13 protein-coding genes are annotated in these 14,388 nt (G+C 50.8%); 7 read left to right on the forward strand and 6 right to left on the reverse strand.

The annotated features are described in order from the left end of the window. Positions 1–115: 115 nt before the first annotated feature. The 3 genes from H8S52_RS07720 to H8S52_RS07730 all read right to left on the reverse strand — a co-directional run bounded on the left by H8S52_RS07720 (position 116) and on the right by H8S52_RS07730 (position 3,290). Positions 116–943: a carboxymuconolactone decarboxylase family protein gene (locus H8S52_RS07720; RefSeq protein WP_117985074.1), complete on the reverse strand. Its 828-nt coding sequence runs from the start codon at positions 941–943 to the stop codon at positions 116–118. Positions 944–1,104: 161 nt separating this feature from the next. Then, a complete protein-coding gene (locus tag H8S52_RS07725) occupies positions 1,105–2,475 on the reverse strand; it encodes an MATE family efflux transporter (protein ID WP_117985051.1) in 1,371 nt (456 codons plus the stop codon). A 53-nt stretch (positions 2,476–2,528) separates the two neighbouring features. After that, on the reverse strand, positions 2,529–3,290 hold the full coding sequence (locus H8S52_RS07730) for an SDR family oxidoreductase (protein ID WP_117985049.1): 762 nt from the start codon (positions 3,288–3,290) through the stop codon (positions 2,529–2,531). 193 nt (positions 3,291–3,483) lie between these two features. Here H8S52_RS07730 and potA point away from each other — a divergent pair, with 193 nt between their 5' ends. The 7 genes from potA to mtgA all read left to right on the forward strand — a co-directional run bounded on the left by potA (position 3,484) and on the right by mtgA (position 10,974). After that, positions 3,484–4,866: a polyamine ABC transporter ATP-binding protein gene (gene potA / locus H8S52_RS07735; protein ID WP_186909571.1), complete on the forward strand. Its 1,383-nt coding sequence runs from the start codon at positions 3,484–3,486 to the stop codon at positions 4,864–4,866. Between the two features lie 82 nt (positions 4,867–4,948). Beyond that, complete coding sequence (locus H8S52_RS07740) at positions 4,949–5,749, forward strand: ABC transporter permease (protein WP_005651811.1); 801 nt, start codon at positions 4,949–4,951, stop codon at positions 5,747–5,749. Continuing rightward, the gene (locus H8S52_RS07745) at positions 5,746–6,537 is read left to right on the forward strand and encodes an ABC transporter permease (protein ID WP_005651813.1); all 792 of its coding nucleotides are present in this window, start codon (positions 5,746–5,748) and stop codon (positions 6,535–6,537) included. Before H8S52_RS07740 ends, H8S52_RS07745 begins: the two co-directional genes overlap by 4 nt. A 108-nt stretch (positions 6,538–6,645) precedes the next feature. Continuing rightward, positions 6,646–7,977 carry an ABC transporter substrate-binding protein gene (locus H8S52_RS07750; RefSeq protein ID WP_117985044.1) on the forward strand — a complete coding sequence of 444 codons (1,332 nt, stop codon included), beginning with the start codon at positions 6,646–6,648 and terminating at the stop codon, positions 7,975–7,977. Between the two features lie 116 nt (positions 7,978–8,093). Then, positions 8,094–9,260 (forward strand): N-acetylglucosamine-6-phosphate deacetylase, encoded by a 1,167-nt coding sequence (gene nagA, locus H8S52_RS07755; RefSeq protein WP_117985043.1) that lies wholly within the window; start codon positions 8,094–8,096, stop codon positions 9,258–9,260. Between the two features lie 141 nt (positions 9,261–9,401). Beyond that, entirely contained in the window at positions 9,402–10,076 is a 675-nt protein-coding gene (locus H8S52_RS07760) for an OmpA family protein (RefSeq protein ID WP_022104855.1), read from the forward strand. A gap of 181 nt (positions 10,077–10,257) precedes the next feature. Next, a complete protein-coding gene (gene mtgA, locus H8S52_RS07765; RefSeq protein ID WP_016662348.1) occupies positions 10,258–10,974 on the forward strand; it encodes a monofunctional biosynthetic peptidoglycan transglycosylase in 717 nt (238 codons plus the stop codon). A gap of 244 nt (positions 10,975–11,218) precedes the next feature. On the opposite strand, the gene H8S52_RS07770 is transcribed toward mtgA, so the two are convergent. From H8S52_RS07770 to H8S52_RS07780, 3 genes are all read right to left on the reverse strand, one after another. After that, the gene (locus H8S52_RS07770) at positions 11,219–12,370 is read right to left on the reverse strand and encodes a cytochrome d ubiquinol oxidase subunit II (RefSeq protein ID WP_022104856.1); all 1,152 of its coding nucleotides are present in this window, start codon (positions 12,368–12,370) and stop codon (positions 11,219–11,221) included. Between the two features lie 22 nt (positions 12,371–12,392). Continuing rightward, complete coding sequence (locus H8S52_RS07775) at positions 12,393–13,958, reverse strand: cytochrome ubiquinol oxidase subunit I (protein ID WP_117985042.1); 1,566 nt, start codon at positions 13,956–13,958, stop codon at positions 12,393–12,395. Between the two features lie 119 nt (positions 13,959–14,077). Continuing rightward, the gene (locus tag H8S52_RS07780; protein WP_005651830.1) at positions 14,078–14,296 is read right to left on the reverse strand and encodes a DUF4492 domain-containing protein; all 219 of its coding nucleotides are present in this window, start codon (positions 14,294–14,296) and stop codon (positions 14,078–14,080) included. Positions 14,297–14,388: the final 92 nt, after the last annotated feature.

Genomic DNA, 14,388 nt, shown 5'->3' on the forward strand with positions numbered 1-14,388 from the left:
GCCCGAAGTATTAAAGGCTTTTTTTCCTCGGTGAGGAACAAGCCATCGGAGACCGGCAATGTATGCAAAATAACTACTATGGATAAGCCGAATAGAGAAGCAGGCTCGGTCACGATTACCGCTTATTTGTTTCGAGGTTATCATACTCTTCGTCCGTTACCGGTTCGAGCCATTCATTGGAAGCACTTTCACCGGGAACCTCGAAAGCCAGATGAGCAAACCAACAGTCTGCAGCAGCTCCATGCCAGTGTTTGACGTTTGCCGGAATATGGATAACCGTGCCCGGGAGAATTTCCACGGCAGGTTTACCCTCTTCCTGATACCAGCCGCGTCCGGCTACGCCAATCAGCATTTGTCCGCCACCACTTTTGGCACGGTGGATGTGCCAGTTATTGCGGCAACGAGGTTCGAACGTAACATTGGATATATTCACCTGCTCGCGCGAAATGGGAGCAAGGTAACTGTTGCCGGTGAAATACTTCGCGTATGCAGTGTTCGGTTCGCCGACAGGAAAAATCATTTCGCGCTGGAAAGCGGCTTTGGCATCTTCACCAACGGCATCTTCCGCCCATACGTCTTTTGCCAGATTGAACGCCGCCCATGCTTTCGGCCAACCGGCATAAAAACCGATGTGGGTAATGATTTCGGCAATCTCAGTACGGGTAATGCCGTTCTTCTTTGCCGACTGCAGATGAAATACGAGCGAATTGTCTGTAATACCCTGACTGATAAGTGAGGTAACGGTTACTAAACTACGGTCGCGCAGACCAAGCTTATCGGTGCGGTTCCACACTTCTCCGAAAAGAACATCGTCGTTGAGCTCCGCGAATTTAGGGGCGAATTCTCCTAATTGGGTGCGCCCGGCTGTCTGTACTATTTTCTCCTGTGCCATAACATTGAAAGTTAAGATACTGAATACTGAAATTAAAAGAATCCTGTTCATAATCATTCCATTTACCGTATGAAGTTAGTGATATTTCCGGTTGTTTTCCAATTGCAAAATTACCGCGATTACGCAAACCGAATTGTATATGATTTACGGATATTTATACCCGAATCATTGATTCTGAAATTAGAAACGGAATGCCATAACAAGAACATACCTTATTCAGACAGGCTTTTGCTTTTTATTTTCCTCAGTATTTTAGGGAACTGCCAGAAAAACAGCAGCGTACAGCAAATGGCAGCCGTAGCATCGGATATGGCTTCTGCCGCATATACACCTGCTACTCCCATAAAATGCGGCAGTATCAACGCCAATGGTATCAGCAGGATTACCTTACGCAGCAATGCTATGAAAATGGATATTCTGGCCTGCCCCAACGCCACGAACATATTCTGACAGGCACGCTGTAACCCGAAAATCGTCATGCCGCCCAAGAATACAGGCATCGTCCAGCGGACAGTTTCTATCAGCCTTGTATCGCTTGTAAAGGCGGATGCCACAATCGCAGGGAAGCAAATCATAAACAGCATCAGGACGAGATTGAAAGAAAACATGGTAATCAGCGCAATCCGGAAGCACTCCTTCACACGCTGCTTGTCGCCATGCCCGTAGTTATAGCTTGCCACCGGAACAAAGCCCTGCGCAAACCCCGTCAGCGGCACGCTGGCAAACTGCATAGACGTTTGCAGAACGGTAAGCGCACTGACATAGATATCTCCGAATTCTTTCAGACTGCTGTTGAGCACAAACCCCACCAGGCTTTCCGTACTCGCCATGATAAAAGGCGATACGCCGAGCGCCAACATGGAGAGCACGATACTCTTTTCCAGCTTCATATACCGCCTTTCCAAAGGCAGGGAAGCGCGCCGTGAGAATAGGAAGGACAGCACCCACACCGCACTGCAAGCCTGCGACAGCACCGTAGCCAATGCAGCGCCTTTCACTCCCATATCCAACCAGAATATGAATATCGGATCAAGAATAATATTCAACAACGCCCCTATCAACACCGAACACATGGCAACCGCAGGGCGCCCCTGTGCATTAATGAAAGCATTCAGTCCGGTAGACACTTCCACAAACAGCGTCCCCAACAGATAAATGGAAAGATAGTCTTCCGCATAGCCCAGCGTATGCTCCGAAGCACCCGTAAAAAGCAGGATAGGCTCCATAAAGGTATAGGCTATGAACGAAGTGAGCAAAGTGAAAAGAATCAACAGAGTAAAGCCATTGCCAAGTATCTTTCCGGCACGGCGACGGTTGCCCTGTCCGAGGGCAATGGCAGCCAACGGAGCACCGCCACCACCCACAATGGCAGAGAAAGAAGAAATCAGCACAACGAGCGAAATGGTCACTCCCACTCCCGCCAGCGCATCGGTTCCGATGCCCGGTATGTGTCCGATGTAAATACGGTCTACAATGCTGTAAAGCAGATTGACAAACTGTGCTGCCACCGCAGGCAGCGCCATCTTGAAAACCAAAGGCAGCATACGCTCCGTGCCCAGGCGTTCTTCGTACTTATTAGTCATGATTGGCAGAGTTTACTCTTATTCTCTTAGATTCTGTTGTTACGGAAGAGTGCTTATTTCCGGCTGACGATTGTACCCGTAGCCTGATTGGTAGGCATTACCAGCACTTCCGCCACCTGTATATGTTCGGGAACAGCAGCGGCAAAGTACACCACTTCGGCAATGTCGTCGCCTGTAAGCGGACGGATGCCCTTGTACACATTATCGGCAGCCGCCTTGTCGCCACGGAAGCGCACTACGGAGAAGTTCGTCTCCACCAGGCCGGGCTTGATATTGGTTACCCGTACGGGAGTATCCACAAGGTCGATGCGCAAGCCGTCTGACAACGCCTTTACGGCAGCCTTGCTGGCACAGTATACACTACCGCCCGGATAGGCATAGTCGCCTGCAATGGAACCCATATTGATGACATGGCCGCGTCCGCGTTCCACCATTCCGGGAACCACCAGGCGGGTCATGGCAAGCAATGCCTTGATATTGGTATCAAGCACGATGTCCCATTCGTCCGGATTGCCTTCGTGTTCCTTGTCCACGCCGATTACCAGTCCGGCATTATTAATGAGGATATCTATCGCTTTCCATTCTTCGGGAAGCGAGTCGAGAGCCGCTTTCGCAGCCCCGCGGTCGCGAACGTCGAAAGGCAGCAGACAGACATCCGCATGGTATTCCGTTTCCAGTTCGCGCTTTACGGCAGTCAGTTTCTCTACATTCCGTCCGTTGAGAATCAGGCGGTAGCCATTCATGGCAAATTTACGCGCACAGCCCTCTCCTATACCCGAAGAAGCACCTGTGATGAGTACGATTTTCTTTTCCATTCTTATAAGGAATTTAATGTTACGGGGGCACAAAGTTATGACTTATTGCGAGTATCGGCAAATTACTTTAAACTTATAATCCGTTACCCGTAAAGTTTTCACAAAAAGTATGTACCTTTGCCCCAATTTTTACGTCCGCCCGCATGCCGGGCAGAGTTTTGTTTAACAGGTTTGGATAAAGTAAGAAATGCTTATGCAAAAGTCCGATTGCATCATCAGTGTAGAGCACGTATCGAAGTTCTTCGGAGACAAAGCCGTACTGAATGATGTGAATTTGTCTGTCCGCAAGGGCGAGTTTGTAACGATACTGGGACCGTCCGGTTGCGGAAAGACGACATTGCTGCGTCTGATTGCAGGCTTCCAGACAGCTTCGGAAGGAGTGATTACCATTGCAGGAGAAGACATCACGCAGACACCGCCCCACCGCCGCCCAGTGAATACGGTGTTCCAGAAGTACGCCCTGTTTCCCCACCTCAACGTATTCAACAACATTGCTTTCGGCCTCAAGCTGAAGAAGCTCCCCGCCGCCACTATCGAAAAGAAAGTGAAGCAGGCGCTCCGCATGGTGGGCATGACCGACTATGAAGACCACGACGTGGACTCCCTCTCCGGCGGACAGCAACAGCGCGTTGCCATAGCCCGTGCCATCGTCAACGAGCCCGAAGTGCTGCTCCTCGACGAGCCCCTTGCCGCCCTCGACCTGAAGATGCGCAAGGACATGCAGATGGAGCTCAAAGAGATGCACCAGAAGCTGGGCATCACCTTCGTATACGTCACCCACGACCAGGAAGAAGCCCTCACCCTGAGCGACACCATCGTCGTGATGAGCGAAGGCAGGATACAGCAAATCGGCACTCCGACAGACATCTACAACGAGCCTATCAACTCCTTCGTAGCCGACTTCATCGGCGAGAGCAACATACTGAACGGTGTCATGGTGCACGACCGGCTCGTCCGCTTCTGCGAACACGAGTTCGACTGCGTGGATACCGGTTTCGGCGACCGTACACAGGTGGACGTCGTAATCCGTCCGGAGGACATCTACATCTTCGAACCCTCGGATGCGGCGCAACTCACGGGAACCGTAACAAGCTCCATCTTCAAAGGCGTGCACTACGAAATGCTGGTACAGACCCGCGAGGGTTATGAGCTGATGGTGCAGGATTACCACTGCTTCGAGGCAGGCCGCGAAGTGGGTCTGCTGGTAAAACCTTTCGACATCCACGTAATGAAGAAAGAACGCACCTGCAACACTTTCGAGGGCAAACTCCTGGACGAAACGCACGTGGAATTCCTGGGTTGCAGCTTCGAATGCAGTCCGGTGCAAGGCATCGGTCTCGAAATGCCCGTAACAGTGGAAGTGGACTTCCAAAACGTTATCCTAGAGGATAACGAAGAAGACGGACGACTGACGGGCGAAGTGAAATTCATCCTCTACAAAGGAAACCATTATCACCTCACCGTGTTTACCGATTGGGACGAGGACATCTTCGTAGACACCAGCGATGTTTGGGACGACGGAGACCGCGTGGGCATACGGATAGCTCCCGAAAACATAAGGGTGATAAAACGATAAGGTATCTTACCGTCCATAATCTTAATATAATAAAGCAATACTTGATTAAATAGAGTAGCGCTTGATAAGATATAATAGAGTAATGTTTGATAAATTATCCCATTTCTTCCTGCGGCGACGCAACTGGACACTGCCCTACGCACTGTTCCTGCTGATATTTGCAATAGTGCCGCTACTGCTTATTGTGCTGTACGCCTTTACGGATGCCGACGGAGCTTTCACCTTTGCCAACTTCCGCAAGTTCATGATGCACCCGGAGGCAATGAACACCTTCATCTACTCCATCGGCATCGCTCTCATCACCACGCTGACCTGCCTGTTGTTGGGTTATCCGGCAGCATACATCCTCAGCCAGAAGCAGTTCAACACTTCGCAGACCATGGTGGTGCTGTTCATCCTGCCCATGTGGGTGAACATACTGATACGCACGCTCGCCACAGTGGCGCTGTTCGACTTTCTGAACCTGCCGCTGGGAGAAGGCGCACTCGTGTTCGGCATGGTTTACAACTTCCTGCCGTTCATGATATACCCCATCTACAACACTCTGCAGAAAATGGACCGCAGCCTCATAGAAGCCGCCCAAGACCTCGGAGCCAACCCCTTGCAGGTATTCGGCAAAGTAATCCTGCCCCTCTCCATGCCGGGCATCATGAGCGGCATCGTAATGGTGTTCATGCCCACGGTGAGCACCTTTGCCATAGCCGAACTGCTGACGATGAACAACATCAAGCTCTTCGGAACAACCGTGCAGGAGAACATATACAACGGAATGTGGAACTACGGTGCAGCCCTGTCGCTCATCATGCTATTGCTGATAGGCGTCACCATCCTTTTTACGAATGAAGAGGACGGCGCATCCAATGAAAGCGGAGGTGTGATATGATGACGCGTATTCTTGCCAAAGGCTATCTGTGGCTGCTGCTTGCGCTGCTGTACTCGCCTATCCTTATCATCATGGTATTCTCCTTCACCGAAGCCAAAGTGCTGGGCAACTGGACGGGGTTCTCCACCAAGCTGTACAGCTCCCTCTTCACGGGCGGCATGCACCACTCGCTGACGAGCGCCATCTGGAACACCTTTGCCATTGCCATGCTGGCAGCCACCGCCAGTACGGCGCTGGGCAGCATCGCGGCCATCGGTATCTTCAACCTGCGCACACGCACGCGCCGGGTGATGAACTTCGCCAATGCCATTCCGATGATGAATGCGGACATCATTACGGGCGTGTCGCTGTTCCTGCTGTTCGTCAGTTGCGGTATCTCGCAGGGATTCACAACCGTGGTACTGGCGCACATCACATTCTGCACCCCTTACGTAGTGCTGAGCGTAATGCCCCGCCTGAAGAAGATGAACCAGAACGTATACGAAGCCGCCCTCGACCTTGGCGCCACTCCCTTTCAGGCATTGCGCAAGGTAATTCTGCCGGAGATACTTCCGGGTATGATAAGCGGCTTCATCCTTGCCTTTACGCTCTCTATCGACGACTTCGCAGTAACCATATTCACCATTGGAAACGAAGGACTGGAAACGCTCTCCACCTACATCTACGCCGATGCGCGCAAAGGCGGACTGACACCGGAGCTGCGTCCTCTGTCCACCCTTATTTTCATTACGGTGCTGGTGCTGCTGATTGTCATCAACAAGCGTGCGGAACGTGCACGGAAGAATTAAGTCCGCCTGCGTCTCGCGAGCTAAGAGTATTCGTCCCGCAGCACGGAGAGATTCATCCCGTAAGCCGAAAAGCGAAAGCATAGTCAAGATAAACCTGCTGAATAAAAAATGAAAAGATTAACAGACATATTCCTTCTCCTTTGCCTCGTCCTCGCAGCCGTCTCGTGCAAGGATTCGGGCGAAGAGCGCAGCCACGTACTGAAAATCTACAACTGGGCCGACTACATCGACGAAGATGTACTGGCCGAATTTCCCGCCTGGTACAAACAGCAGACGGGCGAGGACATCCGCCTTATCTACCAGGTGTTCGACATCAACGAAATCATGCTCACCAAGATAGAGCGCGGCCACGAGGATTTCGACGTGGTATGCCCCTCGGAGTATATCATCGAGCGGATGCTGAAGAAAGACCTTCTCCTGCCCATCGACCGCAATTTCGGCAAGACCCCGGACTATCTGCCCAACATCTCCCCCTACATCCGCCGGGAACTGAACAAGACCAGCCAGCCGGGACGCACCACCACCGACTATGCCGTACCCTATATGTGGGGCACAGCCGGCATCCTCTACAACCGCAACTTCATCACCCCCGACGAAGCCGGCAGTTGGCACTGCCTCTGGAACTCCAAAAACAAAGGCAAAATCCTGATGAAAGACAGTTACCGCGATGCCTACGGAACCGCCATCATCTACGCCCATGCCCGCCAGCTTGCCGACAGCACCGTCACCGTGGAGCAACTGATGAACGATAACTCTCCCGAAGCCATAGCCCTTGCCGAGAAGTATCTGAAAGCCATGAAGCCCAACATCGCAGGCTGGGAAGCCGACTTCGGCAAGGAGATGATGACCAAGAACAAGACCTGGCTCAACCTCACCTGGAGCGGCGACGCCGTATGGGCCATCGAAGAAGCCCGTGCTGTGGGCGTAGACCTTGCCTACGAAGTGCCGCGCGAAGGCAGCAACATCTGGTACGACGGCTGGGTAATCCCCAAATATGCAGGCAATCCCAAAGCTGCCGCTTACTTCATCAACTACCTCTGCCGGCCCGACATCGCCCTGCGCAATATGGACGCCATAGGCTACGTCAGCGCCGTTGCCACCCCCGAAATCATGGAAGCCAAACAGGACACCGCCATCGCGACACGTTCCGACCTCAGCTATTTCTTCGGTGAAGGTGTGGGTGCGGACAGCCTGCAGATAAACCCCGTGCAATATCCCGACAGAAAAGTGGTGGAACGCTGCGCCATGATACGCGACTTCGGCAACCGCACCGAACTCGTACTCGAAATGTGGAGCCGTGTGAAAGGCGACAACCTCAACACGGGCATCGTACTGCTGATATTCTCCGTATTCGGAGTATTGTTCGTCTGGCTGGTATACGGCAAGATACGCAAATACCGGCAGAAACAACGCCGCCACCGAAGACGGAGAAGAAGATGATTAAAAAATCCCGCGTATAGGATTTTTAATTTATAATGCTTAATTTTGGCCTTCGATAAATTCAAAAGCACAACGCTGGGATTATAATTCATAAATCTTAAATCATAAATCTAAAAATGCTTACTCAAATTATCAACGGACGCATATTCACCCCGCAAGGCTGGCTGAATGAAGGTTCCGTCCTGATGCGCGACGGAAAAATACTCGAAGTGACCAACTGTGACCTCGCCCTCATCGGCGCACGCCTCATCGATGCCAAAGGCATGTATATCGTGCCCGGCTTCGTGTGTATGCACGCACATGGCGGTGGCGGCCACGACTTCACCGAATGTACCGAAGAAGCGTTTCGCAGCATCATCAATGCACACCTCGGTCATGGCGCTACGAGTTTCTACCCTACCATTTCCTCGTCTCCGTTCGAAAAGCTGCACCAGGCAGCCCAAGTGTGCGAAAAGCTTATGGCAGAGCCCGGAAGCCCCGTACTGGGATTGCACATTGAAGGTCCCTATCTCAACAAGAAAATGGCAGGCGAACAGTTTGCCGACCAGGTGAAGGAGATTGACGGACAGGAATACCGTGAGTTGGTGGAAAGCACCCGTTGCATCCGCCGCTGGGACGCCTCTCCCGAACTGCCCGGAGCACTGGAGTTTGCAAGCTACCTGCGCGAAAAAGGCATACTGGCAGCCGTATCGCATACCGAAGCCGAATACGACGGCATCCGTGCCGCCTACGAAGCCGGATTTACCCATGCCGCCCACTTCTACAACGCCATGCCCGGCTTCCACAAACGCCGCGAGTACAAGTACGAAGGCACTGTGGAAAGTGTCTACCTGACCGACGGCATGACCATCGAACTCATTGCCGACGGCATCCACCTGCCGTCCACCATCCTGAAACTGGCATACAAGCTGAAAGGTGTAGAGCACACCTGCCTCGTAACGGACGCCCTCTCCTGCGCCGCCACCGAAGGCAAGGAAATCAACGACCCGCGCTACATCATCGAAGACGGTGTGTGCAAGCTTGCCGACCGCTCCTCATTGGCAGGCAGTATCGCCACCATGGACGTGCTGGTGCGTACTATGGTCAAGGCGGGTATCCCGTTGGGCGACGCCCTGCGCATGGCTTCCGAAACCCCGGCACGCATCATGGGCGTGTACGACCGCAAAGGTTCCCTGCAAAAGGACAAGGACGCCGACATCCTCATCATGGACAAGGAACTGAACATACGCGCCGTGTGGCAGGCAGGAAAGCTGGTGCAGGAAAACTTCCTGAATTACAAGTAACGTATAAGACCGGCCGTTTTCTCTTTATTAAAAGGAAAATTCTCTAAAAAAACTGCAATGGTAAACTTTTTAATGCCAACAAATGTATTATATACATAAATTTGCATTAGTAAAACTTGAACCAATTAAAAAATAAAAGGTATGAAAAAGATGAAAATGACAGCATTCCTGCTGAGCGGTGCCATACTACTGGGTAGTTGCGGTACAATGAACAATACGACGAAAGGCGGCATTATCGGCGGTGGCTCGGGCGCTGCGGCAGGAGCTATTATCGGCGGACTGTTCGGCAAGGGTAAAGGCGCTGCTATCGGTGCGGCAGTAGGCGCAGCGGTAGGTACGGGCGCAGGTGTGGCTATCGGTCATAAGATGGATAAAAAGGCTGCCGAAGCCGCCAAGATTGAAGGCGCACAGGTGGAAATGGTGAAAGATGCCAATAATCTGGATGCCGTCAAGGTGACGTTCGACTCCGGTATTCTGTTTGCTTTCAACTCCTCTACGCTGAGCAACGATGCGAAAGCTTCCTTGCGCGACCTCGCCAAGATTCTGAAGGAAGACACAACTACGGACATCGCCATCATAGGCCATACGGACAAGGTCGGTACGTACGAAGCCAACATGAAGGTGTCCAAGAACCGTGCCTATGCCGTAGAGAATTATCTGCAGGATTGCGGCGTATCTCCCTCTCAGTTCAAGCAAGTGGAAGGTGTGGGCTACAATGAATACGACGAAAGCCTGTCGGCGAGCGAAAATCGCCGTGTGGTAATATTCATGTATGCCAGCGAGCAGATGATTAAGAATGCGGAAGCGGGAAAATAACAATCCGGTTTTCGGACATAAGAACAAAAGAACAAAAAAAACACTGAAGAATGCCGATAGTGATGCGGCATCACAGAATCTGTTCTTTTGTTCTTATGTCCGAAAAATTCCGTTATCTGAAAAACTCCGTAAACTCTCTTTGTGTCCCCTGCGGTGAAGCAAATTTCCAATCATCATTCCCATGAAATTCTCCAAACCCTTACGGATTATCCGCAATCTGTTGCTCTTCTTCTTTATATCCACTGCTGTAACGGTAGTGGTTTATAGTTTTATGCCGGTATATGTCACGCCGCTGATGGTTATCCGAAGCGTGCAACAGATATTTAAAGGAGAAAGCCCCGCATGGCATCACGAGTGGATACCGTTCAATGAAATCTCCCCTCACCTGCCTATGGCTGTCATTGCGTCGGAAGATAACCGGTTTGCCACACACAACGGCTTCGACTTCATCGAAATACGGAAAGCCATGAAAGAGAACGAAAAACGCAAACGGAAACGCGGTGCAAGCACCATCAGCCAGCAGACAGCGAAGAATGTATTTCTGTGGCCGCAATCCTCATGGCTCCGCAAGGGCTTTGAAGTTTACTTCACGTGGATGATAGAACTGTTCTGGTCCAAAAAGCGGATTATGACGGTCTACCTCAACTCCATAGAAATGGGCAAAGGCATTTACGGGGCGCAAGCCGCAGCCCGGTATAAATTCCATACCACCGCCGCCAAGCTCACTGCCGGACAATGCGCGCTGATTGCCGCCACTCTGCCCAACCCTCTACGCTTCGACTCTGCAAACCCCTCAAGTTATATCCGGAAAAGGCAGGGACAGATACTGCGGCTAATGAAACTTGTACCGAAATTTCCACCGGAAAAACCTTACGCATCTAAACAGAGAAAGAAATAAACGGCTTTTTCCTATGTCAGAAAAAGGAATATGCACTACATTTGCACAAAAGCACATAAATAATAGAATACATAAGGCAGAAAAATCTGCCAGACAAAAGAGATTACAGAGTCCGGAATATCCGGAACCATAAAAGAAAACTCCTCACGTTTACAACCCAAACGTGAGGAGTTTTCTCTTATATCCCCCGGCATTTTCAAAGAAACTCCAGGGAAACCGGGAGCAAATCCCCGGAGTTATAAAATCAATAGGCGTGTCCTTTTTCATCCTGCATCTCTGCGGCATCTATCTTCTTCCTGTCGATGCTGCGCCATGCGTAGAAAATGTAGGCAAGCACAAAAGGAACTAGGACAGACACGTAGGCCATTACCCGCAACGTAAACTGGCTGGAACAACTGTTTGCCAGCGTAAGCGAACTTTGCAGGTCGGCGGTAGAGGGATAATAGGCAGTATTGTTATAACCCGCCACCAGCAACAGCGCCAATACCGTGAGCACAGTGCCTGCGCCTGCAAACCATATCCCCTTGTCGAAAGACGGTTTCCACACCGTGCGGACAATTCCCCAAAGCACGGCAAGCACACCGATAAGGAATACGAGCAGCACCACGGGCATTTCGATAAAGTTTGTCAGATACTTATAGGGTTCCATAAATACCTCTCCGGTTTCCGGATTTACCGCGTAGCCTTCGGCAAGCAGCGTACGGATAACGAATGCAAGGAAGAACACCAGAAACAGCCCCGTATTGCCCCACAGTGCACGACGGCAACGTTTCACCAAATCCGCATCGCCGATATTGTTAATGAAGTAAAGCGCACCGAGAATACGCGCCAGGAAGAACACAGCCAGTCCCAACACTACATTCCACGGATTGAGCAACGCATCCAACCCGTGCCCCGCATTGGCCCAACTGCTGATAACCGGCATCACCGTATCGGCAATATTACCTTTGTTGATATAGAACTCCGAACCCGTGAAGAACGTTGCCACCGCACCGCCCAGCAGCACCGGCCCTACCACTCCGTTTATCACCAGAAAAGCGCGATACGTCGTCTTGCCCAACAGATTGCCCGCTTTCGACTGAAACTCGTAGCTTACAGCCTGCAACACGAAAGTAAACAAGATAATCATCCACAGCCAGTACGCACCGCCGAAGCTCGTACTGTAGAACAACGGGAACGATGCAAAGAACGCACCGCCGAACGTTACGAGCGTAGTAAACGTAAACTCCCACTTGCGCCCCGTAGAGTTTATTATCATCTTGCGCTGTTCTTCCGTCTTGCCCAGACAGAATATCAGCGAGTTACCACCCTGCACAAACAGCAGGAATACAAGGATGGCTCCCAACAGGGATACTATAAACCACCAATAATGTTGAAGAAATATATAGGTATTCATGTAATAAGTTATGAGTTATAAGTTATGATTGATGAGAAAGTTCTTTTTCCGGTCCTTTCCGTATGGCTTTCAGCATAATGCCTACTTCGGCAATCAGCATAACGGTGAACAGTACAAGGAAAATGAAGAATGTGGTCTGCACGGAGCCGACATCCAGTTTGGAAATGGCGGCACTTGTGGGCAACATATCCTGAATGGCCCACGGCTGACGTCCGCATTCGGCAACCACCCAACCTGCCTGCCCGGCAAGATAACCCAGCGGAATGGTCAGCATCGCCACCCAATGCATCCAGCGCATCTGCGACAAATCCTTCTTGTAGGCAAGGACGAGAACCACGATGAAGAAGAGGATGAAGTACCCGCCCAGCATCACCATGACACGGAACATATAGAAGGTGAGCGGCACGTTGGGAACCAGTTCGTTTACATCCTTGATATAACCGTAACCGAAATACGCCACATTCTCTTTCAACACTTTGGCAGCCACCTGCGCCTCGGCATCGTTGCCCGCAGCTTTGGCGGCACGATAAGCGGAGAAAGCCCCGATAGCCGTCTTTCCCTTTTCAATCTTCTCCTGAGCAGAGAGCGCGGTTGTACCGTCTTTCAAGGGATAACCGCCTTTCAGCAGGTCGTTGATGCCCGGTACGAAAGCCTTTGAATCGCGCTCGGCAAGCAATGAAAGGAACTTGGGAATCTCCATGCGGAAGAGGAAAGCATCCTTACCGTCGTCGGCCGTCTTCTTGTCGGGATTGAGAATGCCGAAAGCCACCAGTCCGGCTCCTTCCTGCCCCTGATAGTAACCCTCCATGGCAGCAAGCTTCATGGGTTGTTTCTGTGCCACCTGATAACCGGAACCGTCGCCCGTCCACGCAGAAAGCACAGCGGCACACAGTCCTACCCAGGCAGCTATCTTTATGCTTGCCAAAGCAAACTTCTTCTCACGGTTTTTCCACAGATACCAGCAACTCACACCTACCACGAACACCGCAGCCAGCACCCAGCCGGACAACACGCTGTGGAAGAACTTATTGACTGCCATCGGCGAAGTGGCCACCGCCCAGAAGTCAACCATCTCGTTACGGGCGGTATCGGGATTGAACTCCATACCTACCGGATTCTGCATCCAGGCATTCGCCACCAGAATCCACCAGGCGGAGATAGTAGCACCAAGTCCCGTAAGCCAGGTAGAAGCCAGGTGGAAACGTTTGCTTACCTTGTCCCAACCGAAGAACATCACAGCAATGAACGTGGCTTCCATAAAGAATGCCAGAATACCTTCGATAGCAAGCGGCGCACCGAAGATGTCGCCCACGAACCAACTGTAATTACTCCAGTTCGTACCGAATTCAAACTCCAGAATCAGTCCCGTTGCCACACCTATGGCAAAATTGATGCCGAAGAGTTTCATCCAGAACTTGGCAGTATGTTTCCAGAACTTGTCACCCGTACGGTAATACACCGTTTCCATGATGCCCATAATTACCGCCAATCCTAAAGTAAGCGGCACAAAAATCCAGTGATAGATAGCGGTCAAGGCAAATTGCGCTCTCGACCAATCAATCAGAGAAGTGTCAATGTTTTCAAGCATGAGAATAAATATTAAGTATGAAATTAAAGTATAAAATATAAAGTATAAGGTATAAATAAGGAAAAGGAATACCTCACTCCCCCCTTAATCGCTAATCACTAACCGCTTATCACTATCCCCTATCTTCCCGCCCGCATAATCAGTTCACTGCTGACGTAATCTTCCTTATCGCCTTCTCCGGCAGCTTCATTCAGATAGTTCGGAAAGAAGAAAAGACGAAGAATAAAAAACATGATAAACAATTTGATTGCAATTATCAGCCACAAGGTACGCCCCAATGTCATGCTTCGGAAGCCATCGACATAGAATTGCCAGATACTGGTAACAAGGTTCTTCATAAAATTCAAATTATAATCATTACAAATATAAAATACTTTTATATAAATAACAAATAAAAAACTGAAAAGTTATAGCCGGCTTGATTTTTGTC

The sequence above is a fragment of the Bacteroides sp. NSJ-48 genome, assembly GCF_014287405.1.
In the GTDB taxonomy this organism is placed as follows: domain Bacteria; phylum Bacteroidota; class Bacteroidia; order Bacteroidales; family Bacteroidaceae; genus Bacteroides; species Bacteroides stercoris.

What these genes read in the sequence shown, in the direction of transcription:
- H8S52_RS07720 (WP_117985074.1), bottom strand. Translation starts at nt 943, where the DNA reads ATGAACAGGATTCTTTTAATTTCAGTATTCAGTATCTTAACTTTCAAT.
- H8S52_RS07725 (WP_117985051.1), bottom strand. Translation starts at nt 2,475, where the DNA reads ATGACTAATAAGTACGAAGAACGCCTGGGCACGGAGCGTATGCTGCCT.
- H8S52_RS07730 (WP_117985049.1), bottom strand. Translation starts at nt 3,290, where the DNA reads ATGGAAAAGAAAATCGTACTCATCACAGGTGCTTCTTCGGGTATAGGA.
- potA (WP_186909571.1), top strand. Translation starts at nt 3,484, where the DNA reads ATGCAAAAGTCCGATTGCATCATCAGTGTAGAGCACGTATCGAAGTTC.
- H8S52_RS07740 (WP_005651811.1), top strand. Translation starts at nt 4,949, where the DNA reads ATGTTTGATAAATTATCCCATTTCTTCCTGCGGCGACGCAACTGGACA.
- H8S52_RS07745 (WP_005651813.1), top strand. Translation starts at nt 5,746, where the DNA reads ATGATGACGCGTATTCTTGCCAAAGGCTATCTGTGGCTGCTGCTTGCG.
- H8S52_RS07750 (WP_117985044.1), top strand. Translation starts at nt 6,646, where the DNA reads ATGAAAAGATTAACAGACATATTCCTTCTCCTTTGCCTCGTCCTCGCA.
- nagA (WP_117985043.1), top strand. Translation starts at nt 8,094, where the DNA reads ATGCTTACTCAAATTATCAACGGACGCATATTCACCCCGCAAGGCTGG.
- H8S52_RS07760 (WP_022104855.1), top strand. Translation starts at nt 9,402, where the DNA reads ATGAAAAAGATGAAAATGACAGCATTCCTGCTGAGCGGTGCCATACTA.
- mtgA (WP_016662348.1), top strand. Translation starts at nt 10,258, where the DNA reads ATGAAATTCTCCAAACCCTTACGGATTATCCGCAATCTGTTGCTCTTC.
- H8S52_RS07770 (WP_022104856.1), bottom strand. Translation starts at nt 12,370, where the DNA reads ATGAATACCTATATATTTCTTCAACATTATTGGTGGTTTATAGTATCC.
- H8S52_RS07775 (WP_117985042.1), bottom strand. Translation starts at nt 13,958, where the DNA reads ATGCTTGAAAACATTGACACTTCTCTGATTGATTGGTCGAGAGCGCAA.
- H8S52_RS07780 (WP_005651830.1), bottom strand. Translation starts at nt 14,296, where the DNA reads ATGAAGAACCTTGTTACCAGTATCTGGCAATTCTATGTCGATGGCTTC.